Origin of the sequence: Amaricoccus sp., assembly GCF_017995835.1 — a bacterium.
Classification (GTDB): Bacteria; Pseudomonadota; Alphaproteobacteria; order Rhodobacterales; family Rhodobacteraceae; genus Amaricoccus.
The window spans coordinates 13813-31095 of record NZ_JAGOID010000030.1; the positions used below are offsets into that span (position 1 = coordinate 13813).

The 17283-nt window shown below is 73.2% G+C and carries 15 protein-coding genes; 7 read left to right on the top strand and 8 right to left on the bottom strand.

Annotation, left to right across the window (positions count from 1 at the left end):
- Window positions 1-77: 77 nt before the first annotated feature.
- Entirely contained in the window at window positions 78-2168 is a 2091-nt protein-coding gene (recG, locus tag KBA23_RS06965) for an ATP-dependent DNA helicase RecG (protein ID WP_290738511.1), read from the bottom strand.
- 239 nt (window positions 2169-2407) lie between these two features.
- On the bottom strand, window positions 2408-2821 hold the full coding sequence (locus tag KBA23_RS06970) for a MerR family DNA-binding protein (protein WP_290738516.1): 414 nt from the start codon (window positions 2819-2821) through the stop codon (window positions 2408-2410).
- Window positions 2822-2946: 125 nt separating this feature from the next.
- On the opposite strand from KBA23_RS06970, the gene KBA23_RS06975 reads away from it, so the two are divergent.
- A complete protein-coding gene (locus KBA23_RS06975) occupies window positions 2947-5406 on the top strand; it encodes a heavy metal translocating P-type ATPase (protein ID WP_290738559.1) in 2460 nt (819 codons plus the stop codon).
- A 302-nt stretch (window positions 5407-5708) separates the two neighbouring features.
- Here KBA23_RS06975 and ald read toward each other — a convergent pair whose 3' ends face one another.
- Window positions 5709-6827, bottom strand: a complete 1119-nt coding sequence (gene ald / locus KBA23_RS06980; protein WP_290738519.1) for an alanine dehydrogenase — start codon at window positions 6825-6827, stop codon at window positions 5709-5711.
- A gap of 153 nt (window positions 6828-6980) precedes the next feature.
- On the opposite strand from ald, the gene KBA23_RS06985 reads away from it, so the two are divergent.
- The 3 genes from KBA23_RS06985 (at window position 6981) to KBA23_RS06995 (ending at window position 9840) form a co-directional block, all read left to right on the top strand.
- Window positions 6981-7922, top strand: coding sequence for a DMT family transporter (locus KBA23_RS06985; RefSeq protein ID WP_290738522.1), 942 nt, complete (start codon window positions 6981-6983; stop codon window positions 7920-7922).
- An 80-nt stretch (window positions 7923-8002) separates the two neighbouring features.
- Window positions 8003-8785, top strand: a complete 783-nt coding sequence (locus tag KBA23_RS06990; RefSeq protein ID WP_290738525.1) for a ThuA domain-containing protein — start codon at window positions 8003-8005, stop codon at window positions 8783-8785.
- On the top strand, window positions 8782-9840 hold the full coding sequence (locus KBA23_RS06995; protein ID WP_290738528.1) for a Gfo/Idh/MocA family oxidoreductase: 1059 nt from the start codon (window positions 8782-8784) through the stop codon (window positions 9838-9840). Before KBA23_RS06990 ends, KBA23_RS06995 begins: the two co-directional genes overlap by 4 nt.
- 82 nt (window positions 9841-9922) lie before the next feature.
- Here the strand turns inward: KBA23_RS06995 and mscL are convergent, their stop codons facing one another.
- The 5 genes from mscL to acpS all read right to left on the bottom strand — a co-directional run bounded on the left by mscL (window position 9923) and on the right by acpS (window position 13713).
- Window positions 9923-10339: a large-conductance mechanosensitive channel protein MscL gene (gene mscL, locus KBA23_RS07000; protein WP_290738531.1), complete on the bottom strand. Its 417-nt coding sequence runs from the start codon at window positions 10337-10339 to the stop codon at window positions 9923-9925.
- 228 nt (window positions 10340-10567) lie between these two features.
- Window positions 10568-11446: an energy transducer TonB gene (locus KBA23_RS07005; protein ID WP_290738534.1), complete on the bottom strand. Its 879-nt coding sequence runs from the start codon at window positions 11444-11446 to the stop codon at window positions 10568-10570.
- Complete coding sequence (gene exbD / locus KBA23_RS07010; RefSeq protein WP_290738537.1) at window positions 11443-11883, bottom strand: TonB system transport protein ExbD; 441 nt, start codon at window positions 11881-11883, stop codon at window positions 11443-11445. Before exbD ends, KBA23_RS07005 begins: the two co-directional genes overlap by 4 nt.
- Before the next feature lie 4 nt (window positions 11884-11887).
- Window positions 11888-12628, bottom strand: coding sequence for a tonB-system energizer ExbB (exbB, locus tag KBA23_RS07015; RefSeq protein WP_290738540.1), 741 nt, complete (start codon window positions 12626-12628; stop codon window positions 11888-11890).
- A gap of 638 nt (window positions 12629-13266) precedes the next feature.
- Window positions 13267-13713 (bottom strand): holo-ACP synthase, encoded by a 447-nt coding sequence (gene acpS / locus KBA23_RS07020; protein ID WP_290738543.1) that lies wholly within the window; start codon window positions 13711-13713, stop codon window positions 13267-13269.
- A 301-nt stretch (window positions 13714-14014) separates the two neighbouring features.
- Here acpS and KBA23_RS07025 point away from each other — a divergent pair, with 301 nt between their 5' ends.
- The 3 genes from KBA23_RS07025 to KBA23_RS07035 all read left to right on the top strand — a co-directional run.
- A complete protein-coding gene (locus KBA23_RS07025; RefSeq protein ID WP_290738546.1) occupies window positions 14015-15055 on the top strand; it encodes a substrate-binding domain-containing protein in 1041 nt (346 codons plus the stop codon).
- A 59-nt stretch (window positions 15056-15114) separates the two neighbouring features.
- Window positions 15115-16320 (top strand): phosphate ABC transporter permease subunit PstC, encoded by a 1206-nt coding sequence (gene pstC, locus KBA23_RS07030; protein WP_290738549.1) that lies wholly within the window; start codon window positions 15115-15117, stop codon window positions 16318-16320.
- A partial coding sequence (locus KBA23_RS07035) for a DUF3333 domain-containing protein (RefSeq protein ID WP_290738552.1) occupies window positions 16317-17283 on the top strand: 967 nt, incomplete at its 3' end. The genes pstC and KBA23_RS07035, both read left to right, overlap by 4 nt.

Genomic DNA, 17283 nt, shown 5'->3' on the forward strand with positions numbered 1-17283 from the left:
GAGTCAAGCGATTCGCGAACGAACGAGGAACGGTTGCCGCCGGGGCGTGACGGACGGGAAGGCTCAGCCGGGGCGGGTCAGCCGACGCCGCGCAGGAGGATCGCCTTGTCGCGTTCGAGCAGGTGCAGGAGCACGCGGGCGGCGCCGCCGCGGGGGCTGGCGAGGTCGGGGTCGCGGGCGAGGAGCAGGCGGGCGTCCTCCTGGGCGGCGCCCATCAGCTCCGCCTGCGTCTCGAGGTCGGCGATGCGGAAGCGCGGCAGGCCGGACTGGGCGGTGCCGAGGACGTCGCCGGCGCCGCGCAGGCGCAGGTCCTCCTCGGCGATGCGGAAGCCGTCCTCGGTGTCGCGCATCACCTCGAGCCGGGCGCGGGCGCTCTCGCCGAGCGGCGGGTCGTAGACGAGCAGGCATTGCGAGGCGGCGCCGCCGCGGCCGACCCGGCCGCGCAACTGGTGGAGCTGGGCGAGGCCGAAGTTCTGCGCCCCCTCGATCACCATGATCGAGGCGTTCGGCACGTCGACGCCGACCTCGATCACCGTGGTGGCGACGAGAAGCCGCGTGCGCCCGGCGGCGAAGTCGGCCATCGCCGCGTCGCGCTCGGAGGGCGGAAGCTGGCCGTGGACGAGCCCGACGCGGTCGGCGCCGAGGGCGAGGCGGAGCGCGCGGGCGCGTTCCTCGGCGGCGGTCAGCTCGGCCGCCTCGCTCTCCTCGACGAGCGGGCAGACCCAGTAGGCCTGGCGTCCCTCGTCGAGCGCATGGCCGAGCCGGGCGACGATGGCGTCGAGCCGGCCGGCGGAGACGAGCGCCGTCTCGACCGGGGTGCGGCCGGGCGGCTTCTCGTCGAGGACGGAGAGGTCCATGTCGCCGTAGGAGGCGAGCGCGAGCGAGCGCGGGATCGGGGTCGCCGTCATCACGAGGAGGTCGGCCGCGGCCCCCTTGGCGCCGAGGTCCATGCGCTGGCGGACGCCGAAGCGGTGCTGCTCGTCGACGATGGCGAGGCGGAGGTCGCGGAAGGCGACGTCCTTCTGGAAGAGCGCGTGGGTGCCGACGACGATCCCGGCGGCGCCGGAGGCGATGGCGGCGAGCTTGCCGGCGCGCTCGGCCCCCTTGTCGCGGCCGGTGAGGAGTTCGATGCGCACGGCGGCCGCCCCGGCGAGGGGGGCGAGCGAGCGGAAGTGCTGGCGGGCGAGGATCTCGGTCGGGGCCATCATCGCCGCCTGGCCGCCGGCCTCGACGGCCGCGAGCATGGCCATGAGCGCGACGAGGGTCTTGCCGGCGCCGACGTCGCCCTGGAGCAGGCGGTTCATCCGGCGCCCCTCGGCCATGTCGGCGGTGATCTCGGCGACGGCGCGGGTCTGGGCCCCGGTGGGCGCGTAGGGCAGCGCGGCGCGGGCGCGGGCCCGGAGTGTTCCGTCGCCGCGGGTCTCGAAGCCCTTGGGCCGGCGCATGCGGGCGCGGGCGAGCGCGAGGGTCAGCTGGTGGGCGAAAAGCTCGTCATAGGCGAGACGTTCTCGCGCCGGGGCCTCGGGCGCGACGTCGGCGGGGCCGGCGGGGGCGTGGGCGGCGCGGACTGCCGCGGACCACGAGGGCCAGCCGCGCGCGGCGAGGACGGCCGGGTCGATCCATTCCGGCAGGTCGGGGACGCGGGCGAGCGCGTCCGCCGCCGCCCGGGCGACGATGCGCTGGGTCAGCCCCTGGGTGAGCGGATAGACCGGCTCGAAATCCGGCAGGTCCGCCTCGCCGCCGGGGCGCAGCACGTGGTCCGGGTGCACCATCTGCGCGACGCCATCGAAAAGCTCGACCTTGCCGGAGACGATGCGCCGCGCCCCCGAGGGGAGCGAGCGGCGCAGCGAGTCCTCGTGGGCGCGGAAGTAGACGATCAGGAACTCGGTCGCCGCGTCGCGGACATGGATGCGGTAGGGCCGGCCGCGGGCGGCGGGGCGCTGGTGCATGCCGACCGCGACCTCGACGGTGGCGACGGCGGGCAGCGCGAGGTCGCGGATCGTCGCGCACAGGCGGCGGTCGACGACGGCGTGGGGCAGCAGGAACAGGAGGTTCGCCGGCCGCTCGACCTCGAGGCGCGCGAACAGCTTCGCGACCTTGGGCCCGACGCCGTCGAGCGCCGTCAGGTCGGCGAAGAGCGGGTAGAGGATCTCCGGGCGTGGGCTCATCGGGGCGGGATCGGGCCGCCGCGGGAGAGGGCGGCGTCCGGGCTTCCGGCGCCGGCCGGGGTTTGTCAACCGCGCGGGTGCCTCGCGGACAGGGCAATCGCTCGAAGCCTTCAGGCGCGCCGGCCGAGCCGTCCCGCCCGGCGCCCGACGCCGGGCGGCGGCCCCCCGGCGAGCCGCTGCCCTCCTCGCGGGCGGATGCCGGGTGCGGGCCTGCCGCGTCCGGGGCGCGCGGGCGTCGGTCAGCCGTGGCGTGCGCGGCGGCGCGGGGCGGGCCGGGCGAGGCCGTCGAGGATGGCGCAGTCGGCCCGGCCGTCGCCGCGGCAGCGGCTGACGAGGGGCGCGAGGCCGTCGCGCATCGTCTCGAGCTCGGCGATCTTGCGCTCGATCTGGGCGAGATGCGCCTCGGCGAGCTGCTTGACGTCGGCGCTGGAGCGGTCCTCGTTCTCGCGTAGCGCCATCAGGGCGCGGCATTCCTCGATGGTGAAGCCGAGCGAGCGGGCGCGGCCGAGGAAGGCGAGCCGGTCGATGTCGTCGGCGTCGAAGGCGCGGTAGCCGTTCGCGCCGCGCCCGGGCCGGACGAGGCCGATTTCCTCGTAGTAGCGGATCGTCTTGGCGGGCAGGCCGCTGCGCTCCGCCACGTCGCCGATGTTCATCGCGCCGCCCCCTTGACCTTCCAGTTGCCGGAAGCCGCATATGGGGTGCGGATCGAGAAAATGCGAGGCCCGCGATGAGCAGCTGCTGTCATTCCCCCGCCCCGGCGGCGGCCGCGCCCGGCGCCATGCCCGGCGCCATGACCGACGCCATGGTGGAGGTCGTCCGCGACCCGGTCTGCGGGATGATCGTGGACCCGGCCGCCGGCAAGCCCGAGCATGAGCACGCGGGACGCGTCTTCCATTTCTGCTGCGAGGGTTGCCGGGCGAAGTTCGCCGCCGCGCCGCAGGACTACCTGGTCGCGTCCGATCCGGTCTGCGGCATGAACGTCGACCGGGCGAGCGCGCGGCATGTCGCGAAGGTGGACGGCGTGCGGCAGTACTTCTGCTCGGCGCGCTGCAAGGAGAAGTTCGAGGCCGATCCGGCCGCCTATGCCTCGGGTCGGCCGGCGCCGGAGCCGATGCCGGCGGGGACGATCTACACCTGCCCGATGCATCCCGAGATCGAGCAGGTCGGGCCGGGGGATTGCCCGCTTTGCGGCATGGCGCTGGAGCCGAAGGGCGTGCCGGCGGCGGATGCGGGGCCGAACCCGGAGCTGGTCGACTTCCGGCGGCGGTTCGCGGTGGGGGCGGCGCTCGTCGTGCCGCTGGTGATCATCGCCATGGGGCCGATGGTCGGGCTGTCGATGGACTGGCTGGGCGGCGCGGCGCGGTGGCTGGAGCTCGTGCTCGCGACGCCGGTGGTGCTGTGGTGCGGCTGGCCGTTCCTCGTGCGCGGGTGGCGGTCGTTCCGGACCTGGCGGCTCAACATGTTCAGCCTGATCGCGATGGGCGTCGTGGCGGCCTATGCGTTCAGCGTCGTGGCGGTGCTGGCGCCCGGGCTGTTTCCGGCCGGGTTCCGCGATCACCATACCGGGCAGGTCGGGGTCTATTTCGAGGCTTCGGCGGTCATCGTGGTCCTCGTGCTGCTCGGGCAGATGCTGGAGCTCGGGGCGCGGGAGCGGACCGGTTCGGCGATCCGCGGGCTGATGGAGCTGGCGGCCAGGACGGCGCGGGTGGTGCGGCCGGACGGGCGCGAGGAGGAGGTTCCGCTCGAGGAGGTGCGGGTCGGCGACCTGCTGCGGGTGCGGCCGGGCGAGAAGGCGCCGGTGGACGGGGTGGTGGTCGAGGGGCGCTCGGCGGTCGACGAGTCGATGCTGACGGGCGAGCCGGCGCCGGTGGAGAAGGTCGTCGGCGACGCGGTGACCGGCGCGACGATCAACGGCGCCGGAACGCTCGTCATCGAGGCGCGCCGGGTCGGGCGCGACACGGTGCTGGCGCATATCGTCGAGATGGTGGCGGCGGCGCAACGCTCGCGCGCGCCGATCCAGCGGCTCGCCGACGCCGTGGCGGGCTGGTTCGTGCCGGCGGTGATCGCGGTCGCGGGCATCGCCTTCGTCGCCTGGTCGGTCTGGGGGCCGTCGCCGGCGCTGGCCTATGCGCTGGTCGCGGCGATCTCGGTGCTGATCGTGGCCTGTCCCTGCGCGCTGGGGCTGGCCACGCCGATGTCGATCATGACGGCGACGGGCCGGGGCGCGCAGGCCGGCGTGCTGATCCGCGACGCCGAGGCGCTCGAGACCTTCGCGGCCGTCGACACGCTGGTGGTGGACAAGACCGGCACGCTGACGGTGGGCAAGCCTGCGCTGGTCGCCGTGCTGCCGGAGCCGGGTTTCGACGAGGCGGAGGTGCTGGCCGTCGCGGCGGCGCTGGAGCGGGGTTCGGAGCATCCGCTCGCCGAGGCGATCCTGCGCGGCGCCGAGGCGCGGGGACCGCTGCCGGCGGCGGCCGAGGCGTTCGAGGCGGTGACGGGCAAGGGCGTGCGGGGCGTCGTCGGCGGCCGGGCGGCGGCGCTCGGCAACGCGGCGATGCTCGACGATCTCGGCGTCGCGGCGGGGGACGCGGCCGCGGCGGACGCGCGGCGCGATCAGGGCGAGACGGTCATGCACGTCGTCGTGGACGGGCGGCTGGCCGGGCTCGTCGCCGTGGCGGATCCGGTGAAAGAGACGACGCCGGCGGCGCTCGCCGCGCTGCGCGGGCTGGGGCTGCGGATCGTGATGGCGACCGGCGACAGCGCCCGGACGGCGCAGGCGGTGGCGGCGCGGCTCGGCATCGAGGACGTGCGCGCCGAGATGCTTCCGGCCGACAAGGCGCGGATCGTGCGCGAGCTTCAGGCGCAGGGCCGCAAGGTCGCCATGGCGGGCGACGGGGTCAACGACGCGCCGGCGCTGGCGCAGGCCGACGTCGGGATCGCGATGGGCACGGGCGCCGACGTCGCCATCGAGAGCGCCGGGATCACGCTGGTGAAGGGCGACCTTCAGGGGATCGCCCGCGCCCGCCGGCTGGCGCGGGCGACGATGCGCAACATCCGCGAGAACCTGTTCTTCGCGCTCGTCTACAACGCCGCGGGCGTGCCGATCGCGGCGGGTGTGCTCTATCCCGTGTTCGGCGTCCTGATCTCGCCGATGTTCGCGGCGGCGGCGATGAGCCTGTCGTCGGTGTCGGTCATCGGCAACGCCCTGCGCCTGCGGCAGGCGAAGCTCGACGGGTGACGGTCGATGCGGCGCGGGCGCCCCGCCGATATCCCCGCCGATTTCGACCGTTGGCGAAATCGGCACGCGACTGCCCTTCCGAGGGCAGGCGCGTTCCGCGCCAGCCAGGGCAGCCGCGCGCCGATGCGGGCTCCAGAGATATCGGATGGCCCCTCGGCCCGCGCTTGCGGCGCGGGCCGACCGGATCGCGCGGCGCGCCACCGGCGCCCCGCAAGATGCGATCCGGGGGAGAAATCGGATGGGCGCAGCCAAGGGCTGCGCGGAGCGGGCAGTGCCGGTGGGATCGGGCGGCGACATTGGCCTCACCTCCGCAGGGCGAGCCTCGCGGAGAGGACGTCGATGCCGAGGGCGGCGCCGACGGCGGCGTAGGTCAGGTGGCCGGCGTGGACGTTCAGGCCGGCGAGCAGGTTCGGGTCGTCCTCGCAGGCCTGCCGCCAGCCCTTGTCGGCGAGCGCGAGCACGAAGGGGAGGGTGGCGTTGCCGAGCGCGATGGTGGAGGTGCGCGGCACCGCGCCCGGCATGTTGGCGACGCAGTAATGCACGATGCCGTCGACCTCGTAGATCGGGTCGACATGAGTGGTCGGCCGCGAGGTCTCGAAGCAGCCGCCCTGGTCGATCGCCACGTCGACGAGCACCGCGCCCGGCCGCATCAGCGCGAGTTGCGCGCGCCGGACCACCTTCGGCGCCGCCGCGCCGGGGATCAGGACCGCGCCGATCACCAGGTCGGCGGCGGCGATCGCCGCCTCGACGGCGCCGGCCGAGGCGAGCCGGGTGCGGAAGCGGTCGCCGAAGAGGTCGTCGAGCGTCCGCATCCGCGGCAGCGAGATGTCGAGAAGGGTCACGTCGGCGCCCATGCCGGCCGCGACCCGGGCGGCCTGGGTTCCGACCACCCCGCCGCCGATCACCGCCACGTCGGCGCGTTCCACCCCCGGCGCCCCGCCGAGGAGCACGCCCCGCCCGCCGTTCGACCGCTGCAACGCCCATGCCCCGACCTGCGGCGCGAGCCTGCCCGCGACCTCCGACATCGGCGCGAGGAGCGGCAGCCCGCCCATGCGGTCGGTCACCGTCTCGTAGGCGATCGCCGTCACCCCGGAGGCGAGGAGGTCGCGGGTCTGTTCGGGATCGGGCGCTAGGTGGAGATAGGTGAACAGCACCTGTCCGGCGCGCAGGCGGGCGCGTTCGGCGGGCTGCGGCTCCTTGACCTTGACGATCATGTCGGCGCGGGCGAACGCCTCCTCGGCCGTGGCGACGACCTCGGCGCCGACCGCGGCATAGGCGGCGTCGGAGAAGCCCGCGCCGGCGCCGGCTCCGGCCTCGACCAGAACCTCGTGACCGTGCGCGATCGCCTCGCGCACGGCGGTCGGCGTCAGGCCGACGCGATGCTCGTGGGCCTTGATCTCCTTCGGGCAGCCGATCCGCATGGGCTTTCTCCTCCCGAGGCGCGGCGTTCGCATGGCGCCGCCGCCTCTGGATGCAAATCTGCGGCCTCCCCGGGCCGTGGCACAAGTCTCGCCGCGACATAGCGTTGACGACATGGCGTTGACGTTCGCGCGCGCGCGGCGCAGATGGCCCGGATGCCCCGAGACGACGCCGCCCCCGCTCCGCCCGCCGGGCTCGCCACCGGACTCGCCGCCGCGTCGCCGCGGCCGCTGCGCGGGGTGGCGCTTCTGGCGGCGTCGGTGCTGATCTTTGCCGCGATGGACACGACCACGAAGTACCTCGTCGGCTCCTACGACCCGCGGCTGGTCGTGGCCGTGCGCTACATCCTGCACTTCCTGCTGATGCTGGCGATCCTCGGGCCAATCCACCGCGGCGGCCTGGTGCGGACGCGGCGGCGCGGGCTGGTGCTGGCGCGCGCCGCCTGCCTCGTCGCGGCGTCGCTTCTCACCGGCATGGCGTTGGGACGGATGCCGGTCGCCGAGACGACGTCGATCGTGTTCCTGTCGCCGGCGATCGTGGTGGTGGCGGCGCCGTGGATCCTCGGCGAGCGGTTCAGCGCGTTCAACGCCACGGCCGCCGCGGTCGGCTTCGCCGGCGTGCTGCTGATCGCGCGGCCGGGCGGCGCGCTCGACCCGGTGGCGGTGCTCTTCGTGCTCGGCGCCGCCGGGTTCAGCTCGGGCTACATCATGCTGTCGCGGCTCCTTGCCGCGACCGAGACGACGATCGTGCTGTTGTTCTACACCGCGATGCTCGGCGCCGTGGTTTGCGGCCTCGCGCTGCCGTGGTCGGTGGGCGGCCCGGCGCCGACGCCTCTGCAACTCGGGCTGTTCCTGGCGACCGGGCTCCTCGCCGCGATCGGGCACTATTTCTTCACCGCGGCGCACCGGCTCGCGCCGGCCTCGGTGCTCGCGCCCGTCAACTATCTGCAAATCCTGTGGGCGGGCGTGCTCGGGTGGCTGGTGTTCGGGCACGTGCCGGACGGGCCGAGCGTCGCGGGGATGGCGCTCGTGGTCCTCGCCGGCGTCGCTATCGCGCTGCGCTCGGCGGGATGGCCGCGGAGCCGGCCGCGCGGCTGAGCCCTTGCGGGCGCGCGCCGGGCGCTACAGGGTGCGCGCGCATGCCGGCGCGGGACCGGCCGAACCACGGGGGAAGAGCGATGATCCGAGCCGTCGTATGGAACGAGTTCCAGCATGAGCGCGAGAACGAGGTCGTGCGCGGGATCTATCCCGACGGCATCCACGCCACCATCGCCGCGGCGCTCGCCGCCGACCCCGGGATCGAGGCCGGCGTGGCGACGCTCGACGAGCCGGAGCACGGTTTGCCGCAGGCGCGGCTCGACGCCACCGACGTGCTGGTCTGGTGGGGCCACAAGGCGCATGGCCGGGTCTCCGACGAGGTCGCCGCCCGGGTCGCCGCCCGCGTCCACGAGGGGATGGGGCTGATCGTCCTGCATTCGGGGCATTTCTCGAAGCCGTTCATCCGGCTGATGGGCACGCCCTGTTCGCTGCGCTGGCGCGAGGCGGGCGAGCGGGAGCGGCTGTGGACGCTGAACCCGAGCCATCCGATCCTCGCGGGCGTCGGCGACCGGATCGAGCTCGACAGCGAGGAGATGTACGGCGAGCCCTTCCTGGTGCCGGAGCCGATGGAGACGCTGCTGATCTCGTGGTTCGAGGGCGGCGAGGTGTTCCGTTCGGGGATGACCTGGAAGCGGGGGGCGGGCAGCGTCTTCTACTTCCGCCCGGGGCACGAGACCTACCCGACCTATCATCAGCCGGCGATCCAGCAGGTGCTGCGCAACGCCGTGCGCTGGGCGCACAACCCGGCGCCGGCGTGGAAGGCGGTCGCCGATGCGCCGAACGTGCCGGTGGAGAAGGCGCCGGAGAAGATCGCCGCCAAGGGCGGCTCGTTGCACAAGGCGGGCGAGGAGGGCTACCGGTGATCGCCGCGCCGCGGATCCTGATCCTCGGGACCGGCTCGATGGCGGCGAGCCATGCCGAGCGGTTCGCGGGAATTGCCGGGTGCAGCCTCGTCGCCGCCGTCGACGTCGAGCCGGAACGCGCCCGGGCCTTCGCCGGGCGGTACGCGATCCCGACCTCGTTCGGCGATCTCGGCGAGGCGATTGCCTGGGGCAAGTTCGACGCGGCGGTGAACGTCACGCCCGACGGCGCCCACAAGGCCACGTCGCTGGCGCTGATCGCCGCGGGCAAGCACGTGCTGTGCGAGAAGCCCCTCGCGGTGAACCATGCCGACGCCGAGGAGATGGCCGCTGCGGCCGAGGCGGCGGGCGTCGTCAACATGGTCAACTTCACCTATCGCAACGCCGCGGCGTTGCAGGCGGCGCGGGCGCTGGTCGGGGCGGGGGAGATCGGCCCGATCCGGCACTTGCAGGCGAGCTATCTGCAAAGCTGGCTGACCGCGAAGCACTGGGGCGACTGGCGGACGGACGAGCGCTGGCTGTGGCGGCTGTCGTCGGCGCATGGCTCGATGGGTGTGCTCGGCGACGTGGGCGTGCACATCCTCGATCTCGCCACCTATGCGGCGGGCGAGCCGATCGTGGCGCTCGGGGCGCGGATGAAGGTGTTCGACAAGGCCGAGGGCGGGGTCATCGGGCCCTATCGGCTCGACGTCAACGACAGCGTGGCGGTCAACGTCGAGTTCGCCGGCGGCGCGCTCGGGGTGGTCCACGCGAGCCGGATGGCGACAGGCAAGGCGAACGAGCTCGACCTGCTCCTGCATGGCGAGCGCGGCGCGCTGCGGCTGTGGACGGACGGGCAGACCTCGACGCTCGAGGCGTGTCTCGGGCCGGACATCGAGGTGCAGCGCTGGCGGCCGGTGGAGGTCGCCCCGCCGCCGGTGATCGCCGAGCGCTTCGTGGCGGCGCTGCAAACCGGCGTCAACGGCGAGCCGGACTTCCGCCGCGGCGCGGAGATGCAGCGGCTCGTCGATCTCGTGGCGGCTTCGGACGCTGCGGGGCGGTGGCTGTCGGTGGACTGAGAAAGGCGTCCCTCCCGCTCCCGGGAGGGAAACCAAACCGGGGCTTGAGGTTCCGCGCGGGCGGCTGCGGCCGGTTGGCGGGTCAGGACCGTGGCGCGGCCGGGGCGCGTTCGGCGCGCAGCAGGTCGCGGATCTCGACCAGGACTTCCTCCTGCGTCGGGCCGGTCGGGGCGTCGGGGGCCTTCTCGGCGGTCTCGACGGTGGCGCGGACGCGGTTGACCGCCTTGACCAGCAGGAACACCACCCAGGCGATGATCAGGAAGTTGATGACCGCGGTCAGGAAGGCGCCGTAGCGGAATGTGGCCGCATGCTCGCCCGCGCCGAGCGACAACTGGTAGCTCGAGAAGTCGATGCCGCCGATGATGAAGCCGATCAGCGGGTTGATGAGGTCGTTGACGAGGCTGCTGACGATGGCGGTGAAGGCGGCGCCGATGATGATGCCGACCGCGAGGTCCATGACGTTGCCGCGGGCGATAAAATCGCGGAACTCTTTGATCATCCTGAAATCCCTTGCTCCTTGTGCGTGTGGCCCGACCTCTTGTCCCGGCGGGCTCATGAAACGACTCGCGGACCTTTTTTGACCTTTGAGGTTTTTATCGTGTGTACTCAGGTAGTTACCCTATCTATCACGCGTGTTAGCCCGTGTTGCGCCGGGTAGCCTGGAAGGCTCGCCGATACTAGGCCCGCGGTCCGGGACCTTCAAGGCGTGGCCCGCCCGGGCCGTCGCTCAGCGGATGCTGAACTGGACCGGGGCGGTGATGTCCTGCGGCGCGCCCGGGGGCGGCGCCGGCACGGGCGAGGCGCGGCGGACGAGCGCCAGCACCTCGGCGTCGAGGTCGGCGAAGCCGGAGGAGCGCGTCAGCCGCACCGAGCGCACGTTGCCGCCCGCGTCGATCGAGAAATGCACGTGCGCCACCCCCTCCTCGCCACGCCGGCGCGCGGCGGAGGGATAGCGCTTGCGGCGCTCCAGATGGGCCATCAGCCGCGATTGCCACTTTGCTGGGGAGATCGAGCCGGAGCCGCCCGCCGACTTGGTCGGGGCGGGGGCCGCCGGGGCCTCGGCCGGGGGCGCGACCGTCTTGGCGCGAACCGTCGCCCTGGACGGCGCGGGCGGCGGCTTGCGTTCCGGCTTCTCCTTCGGCGGGTCCTGCGGCCGTTCTGGACGCAGGTCGGGCGGCCGCGCCGCCGGCGGCTCGACGACTTCGGCCGGCAAAGGCGGCGTTTCCACCTGCGGCGGCTGGGGAAGCGGCGGCTCCGGGGCGGGCGGCGGCGGCACGTCGGGCGGCGGCATGTCGAGGAGCGGCGGCGGGTCGAGCGGGGGCGGCGGCTCGATCGGGGTCGCCTCGGCCAGCTCCATGCCCTCGGTGAGAAGCTCCGGGGCGTCCACCATGTCGGGCGCGATCTCCTCGATCTCCGCGGGCGGCGAGAGGATCTCCGGGGCGAGCTCGATCATCATCGCGGGCGGGGCGGCGGCCTCGGCCGGCGGCTCGGGGCGCTGGCGCAGCGCCCAGGCCGCCGCGCCGGCATGGGCGGCGACCGCCAGCACGCACGCGCTCGCCCAGAGCAGGGCGGGTCTGGCGAGGCCCGGCGCGACGGCGAGGCTCATTGCGCGGCCGGGGCCACGGTCTCGAGCGTGACGAGCGCGACCTTGAGGTAGCCCGCGCCTCGCATCTGGTCCATGACCTTCATCAGTTCGCCGTAGGGGACCGCCGCGTCGGCGCGCACGAAGACCCGGGTCTCGCGATCGCCGCCGGTGACGGCCTCGAGCGCGGGCCCGAGGCCGTCCGGCGGGACGGGCGCCTCGCCGAGCGTGAGGCCGAGGTCCTGCTCTACGGTCAGATAGACCGGGTCGGCCGGGCGCGGCTGCGGGGTCGCGGCCGAACTCGGCAGGTCGACCGGGATGTCGACGGTCGCGAGCGGCGCCGCGATCATGAAGATGATGAGCAGGACGAGCATGACGTCGATGAACGGCGTCACGTTGATCTCGTGCGTCTCCTCGATCTCGTCGCCGCCGGCGCGGCGCGGCTCCAGGCTGCCGGCCATCGCGCTATTCCGCGGCCCGGGCGAGCGGGAGGGGGCAGAGACGGCGATGGTCGAGGTCGCGGCTGACCAGCCGCTCGACCGCCGCGGCGACGTCGGCGAGCCGGGCGCGGCAGGCGGCGATCCAGCGAGCGAAGAAGTTGTAGATCACCACCGCCGGGATGGCGGCGACGAGGCCGATCGCGGTGGCGAGCAGCGCCTCGGCGATGCCGGGCGCGACCACGGCGAGGTTGGTCGTCTTCGACTCGGAGATGCCGATGAAGCTGTTCATGATGCCCCAGACGGTGCCGAACAGCCCGACGAAGGGGGCCGTGGCGCCGATGGTGGCGAGGATCCCGGTGCCGATGGCGAGCCGTCGCCCGGCCGTCGCCTCGATGCGCGACAGCCGCGAGGCGACGCGTTGCAGCAGGCCGGGGCCGCCGCCTTCGAGCGCGAGCGCCTCGGCCGAAACCTCGGCCTCCTCGCGCGCGGCGAGGACCATAAGGACGGTCGGGCCGCGCAGGCCGGCGAGCGCGCGGTCGGCCTCCTCGAGGTCGGCCGCGGCGGAGACGACGCGCAGGCCGCGCGCGAGCCCGGCCCCGGCGGCGAGCAGCTCCAGCGTCTTGGCGATGAACACCGTCCAGGTGACCACGGAGGCGAGGGCGAGCCCGACCATGACGCTCTTCACCACCACGTCCGCCGCCAAGAACATGCCCCAGGGGGACAGGTCCTCCGGCAGGCCGCTCGCGTGCGACGGGGACGCGGCCACGGAAGCGCCGGGCGCCGGCTGCGCCGGTGCGGGCGCTCCCGCCGGAGGGGGCGCTACGGTCGGCGCGTCCGACGCTCCGGTTTCGGGAGTGGCGGCGGGCACGGGCGCGGGGGCTGGCGTGGTCGGTGCGATGTCCATGGGGGCGGGCGCGACCCTGGGAGCGGGCGCGGCCATGGCCGGATCCGGGGCCGCAGAGGCCGCCGGCGGCGCGTCGGTCGCCTGCGCGAGGGCCGCTCCTGCCGGCGCGGCCAGGGCCGCTGCCACGAGAACTGTCGCGCCGACGCGCCGCCACGCCGCGCGCGGCCCCGCCTGCGCCTCCGCCTGCGACCGTCGCCGCTCCACCATCGACCCCTCCACAAACGCGCGCGCCACGCTCGCGGGACGCGCTGGCGCGCCCTCCCGGACGCGCAACCCCAGATTTGCCGGACATCTGGCTGGCGCGCCGCGCCTGGCTTGGCCGGGGCGGCTCCCGCCGCCGCTCGTGCATTCCTGCGGAAATTAGTCGGGTTAGCTGGGAATGCCAATAGCGCTGCGACCTGGACCTGGAATCGCCTCAGGCAGAAACGGGGCGCGGGCCGCATCCTGCGCCACCCGTTCCGTCGCCGCCGACGCGTGGCGCGACGTGCGCGGCTGAACCCTCAGGCGCGCGGGCGCTGGTCGGCCTCGGGGAACGTCAAGGACGGCTGGTCGAGCGGCAGCGCCTCAATCACCACGAAGGCCGAGGCCCAGGGGTGGTCGTCGGTCAGGCTGACATGGATGTTCGCCCGCATCCCCGCCGGGGTCATCTCGGCGAGCCGGGCGTCGGCCCAGCCGGTCAGGCGCATTCCGGGCTGACCGGTCTTGCGGTTGAAGACGCCCATGTCCTTCCAGACGATTCCCATGCGCAGGCCCGTGCCGAGCGCCTTGGAGCAGGCTTCCTTGGCGGCCCAGCGCTTGGCGTAGGTGGCGACGCGCTCGGCGCGGCGCTCGGCCGTCGCCTGCTCCAGAGGCGTGAACACGCGGTCGAGGAAGCGCGCGCCGAAACGGTCGATGGTGCGGCCGATCCGCTCGATGCTGGCGATGTCGGTCCCTACGCCGAGGATCACGCCCGCGCCCTCCCGATCCGGTCCCGTTCGCGCTACCCGACGAAGGCGCGGCTGTCCACCCGGCAGGGCTGTCGCGCGCTGTCGCGTTGTTGTCGCGCGACTGTCTACCCTGCAGGGCTTTCGCGTCGCTTTTCATCTGTCGGCGGCCAGCGCGAGACCGCGCCGGGAGACGGTCCGCCGTCACAAAACAGTCGTGCTTCTGAAATACTGGCGTCAAGGCCCGGCCCTAGGCTGCCAGCGGTCAGGGGCGCGAATCGGCGTCCTGTCGTCACGCACTCCACCTTCCGAAGGGGAAACATCGATGAAAACGGCCCTCCTCGCTGGCGCAGCCGTCCTGGCGCTCTCCGGCGCCGCCCTCGCCCAGTCGCGCGACCAGATCCAGATCGCCGGCTCCTCCACCGTCCTGCCCTACGCCTCGATCGTCGCCGAAGCCTTCGGCGAGAACTTCGAGTTCCCAACCCCAGTCGTCGCCTCGGGAGGTTCCTCGGCAGGCCTCCAGCAGTTCTGCGCCGGCGTCGGCCTCGACACCATCGACATCGCCAACTCCTCGCGGCCGATCCGCGAGAGCGAGGTCGCGACCTGCGTCGCCAACGGCGTGACGGACATCATCGAGGTCCGCATCGGCTACGACGGCATCGTCTTCGCCTCCAGGACCGACGGCCCGGCCTTCAGCGCCTTCACGCCGGCCCAGTGGTACGCCGCCCTCGCCGCCGAGGTGGTCAAGGACGGCGCGCTCGTGCCGAACGCCGCCACGACCTGGGACGAGATCGACCCGACCCTGCCGGCCGCGCCGATCCTCGCCTTCGTCCCCGGCACCAAGCACGGCACCCGCGAGGTGTTCGAGGAGAAGGTCATCGCCGCGGGCTGCGAGGCCTCGGGCGCGCTTGAGGCGATCACCGCGATCAAGGGCGGCGACGAAAAGGCGGCCCACGACGCCTGCGTGAAGCTGCGCACCGACGGGCGCTCGGTCGACATCGACGGCGACTACACCGAGACGCTCGCCCGCATCCAGGGCGACCCGAACGGCATCGGCGTCTTCGGCCTCGCCTTCTACGAGAACAACACCAACGTCCTGAAGGTCGCGACGATCGACGGCGTCGCGCCCTCGACCGAGACGATCGCCTCCGGCGCGTACCCGGTGTCGCGGCCGTTGTTCTTCTACCTGAAGAAGGCGCATGTCGGCGAGGTCGCCGGCCTGAAGGAGTTCGCCGAGTTCTTCGTTTCAGACGCCGTCGCCGGCCCGGGCGGCCCGCTCGCGGCCTATGGCCTCGTCTCCGACCCGGAGCTTGCCGCCACCCAGGCGCGGATCGCAAACGAAGAGACGCTCGACCCGGCGATGTGATCGCCGCTCCGGCGCCCCCGGAGGTCGGGGGCGCCGCCATCTTCACGACGGGAATACCGATGTCCGGCGGACAGATCCTTCTCATCCTCGTGGCGCTCGCCGTGGCGGGCTATCTCGCCGGCCGCTGGCGGGCCGTCGCGACGGCCGGCGCCGCCGGCGCGGCGCCGCTGCATTCCCGCACCGGCCATCACGGGCTCGCGGTCGGCCTCGCCGCCTTCCTGGCGGGGCTCGGGACCTTCGTGATCCTCAATCTCCTCGCTGTCGCGCTTCCGCCGCTCGGCGCGCCGTGGCTGGTCGGGGGCGGGTCGATCCTGCTCGCCGCGGCCGCCTTCGTGGTGGTGTATGCGCGGATCTCGCCACGTTTCCGAGCCCGCAACCTCTTCGAGGCGATGGTCCTCGGCCTGCTGGCGCTCGCCGCCTCGATCGCGATCTTCACCACCGTCGCCATCGCGCTGTCGATGCTGTTCGAAACGGCGCGGTTCTTCAATCAGTATTCCTGGCGCGACTTCTTCTTCGGCACGGTATGGTCGCCCGCCTTCCAGGGGACGAGCCAGCTCGGGATGCTGCCGCTGCTCTGGGGCACGCTCTACGTGAGCTTCATCGCGCTCGCCGTCGCCGTGCCCGTCGGCCTGCTCATCGCCATCTACCTGACGCAGTACGCCACGCCGCGCCTGCGCAAGACGATCAAGCCGGCGGTCGAGATACTCGCAGGCATCCCGTCCATCGTCTACGGCCTCTTCGCGCTCGTCACCGTCGGCCCGATCCTGCGCGACTGGATCGCCCAGCCGACGGGACTCGGCAGCTCGGCCGCCTCGGTGGCGACGGCCGGGCTCGTGATGGGCATCATGCTCATCCCCTACGTCTCCTCGCTCTCCGACGACATCATCAACGCGGTGCCGCGCAGCATGACCGAGGGTTCCCTCGGCCTCGGCGCCACGCGCTCCGAGACCATCAAACGGGTCATCATCCCCGCCGCGCTCCCGGGCATCGTCGGCGCCTTCCTCCTAGCCGCCTCGCGCGCCATCGGCGAGACGATGATCGTCGTCCTCGGGGCCGGGGCCGCGGCGCGGCTCTCCATGAACCCGTTCGAGGCGATGACCACCGTGACGGTGAAGATCGTCAGCCAGCTGACCGGCGACACCGACTTCAACTCGCCGGAGACGCTGGTCGCCTTCGCCCTCGGCATCACGCTCTTCGTCCTGACGCTGGCGATGAACGTGCTCGCCCTCTTCATTGTTCGGCGCTACCGGGAGCAGTACGAATGACCGACGTCACCCCCGAGGCGCTCGCCGGGACCGCGCCCTCCGAGGCGCGCAAGGCGCTGACCCGCCGCCGCTACGCCGCCGAGCGCCGTTTCCGCGCCTACGGGATCGCCGCGGTCGCCGTGGGCCTCCTCGCCCTGGTGTTCCTGCTCGGCTCGATCCTGCACCGCGGCCTGCCGGCCTTCAGCCAAACCTACGTCCGCGCCGAGGTCTTCCTCGACCCGGCCGCGCTCGACCCCTCGGGGACGCGCGACGAGGCGGCGATGAAGAAGGTGCTGACCTTCGCCTATGCGCCGCTGATCAAGGCGTCGCTGACCGAACTCGCCGACGAGCTCGCCGCCGGCCCCGCGCCGGGCCTCACGCCCGCCCTTCTCGCGGGCATGGTCTCCGACGGCGCGTCGGCGCAGCTGCGCAACTACGTCCTCGCTAATCCTGACGAGCTCGGCAGGACCGTCGAGTTCGACTTCCTGACCACGGGTCGCATCGACCAGTTCGCCAAGGGCAGGATCACGCGCGAGAGCGCCGCGGGCGACGGCAAGCTCGACCCCGCGCAGCTCGACGCGGCCGAGGCGCTGCGCAACGCCGGAGTGCTGACGACCCGGTTCAACTGGGCGTTCCTGACCAGCCCGGACGCCTCCGAGAACCGCCCCGAGGCGGCCGGGCTCGGCGTCGCGCTGATCGGCTCCGCCTACATGATGCTGATCGTGCTGACCCTGTCGCTGCCGATCGGCGTCGCCGCCTCGATCTACCTCGAGGAGTTCGCGCCGAAGAACCGGCTGACCGACCTGATCGAGGTGAACATCTCCAACCTCGCGGCGGTGCCCTCGATCGTCTTCGGCATCCTCGGCCTAGCGATCTTCATCAACTTCCTGCACCTGCCGATGTCGGCGCCGATCGTCGGCGGCCTGGTGCTGACGTTGATGACGCTGCCGACGATCATCATCTCGACCCGCGTGGCGCTGAAGT

Excerpts from the sequence above, each read along its gene's own strand:
- recG (WP_290738511.1), bottom strand. The coding sequence starts at position 2,168 with ATGAGCCCACGCCCGGAGATCCTCTACCCGCTCTTCGCCGACCTGACG.
- KBA23_RS06970 (WP_290738516.1), bottom strand. The coding sequence starts at position 2,821 with ATGAACATCGGCGACGTGGCGGAGCGCAGCGGCCTGCCCGCCAAGACG.
- KBA23_RS06975 (WP_290738559.1), top strand. The coding sequence starts at position 2,947 with ATGCCCGGCGCCATGACCGACGCCATGGTGGAGGTCGTCCGCGACCCG.
- ald (WP_290738519.1), bottom strand. The coding sequence starts at position 6,827 with ATGCGGATCGGCTGCCCGAAGGAGATCAAGGCCCACGAGCATCGCGTC.
- KBA23_RS06985 (WP_290738522.1), top strand. The coding sequence starts at position 6,981 with ATGCCCCGAGACGACGCCGCCCCCGCTCCGCCCGCCGGGCTCGCCACC.
- KBA23_RS06990 (WP_290738525.1), top strand. The coding sequence starts at position 8,003 with ATGATCCGAGCCGTCGTATGGAACGAGTTCCAGCATGAGCGCGAGAAC.
- mscL (WP_290738531.1), bottom strand. The coding sequence starts at position 10,339 with ATGATCAAAGAGTTCCGCGATTTTATCGCCCGCGGCAACGTCATGGAC.
- KBA23_RS07005 (WP_290738534.1), bottom strand. The coding sequence starts at position 11,446 with ATGAGCCTCGCCGTCGCGCCGGGCCTCGCCAGACCCGCCCTGCTCTGG.
- exbD (WP_290738537.1), bottom strand. The coding sequence starts at position 11,883 with ATGGCCGGCAGCCTGGAGCCGCGCCGCGCCGGCGGCGACGAGATCGAG.
- KBA23_RS07025 (WP_290738546.1), top strand. The coding sequence starts at position 14,015 with ATGAAAACGGCCCTCCTCGCTGGCGCAGCCGTCCTGGCGCTCTCCGGC.
- pstC (WP_290738549.1), top strand. The coding sequence starts at position 15,115 with ATGTCCGGCGGACAGATCCTTCTCATCCTCGTGGCGCTCGCCGTGGCG.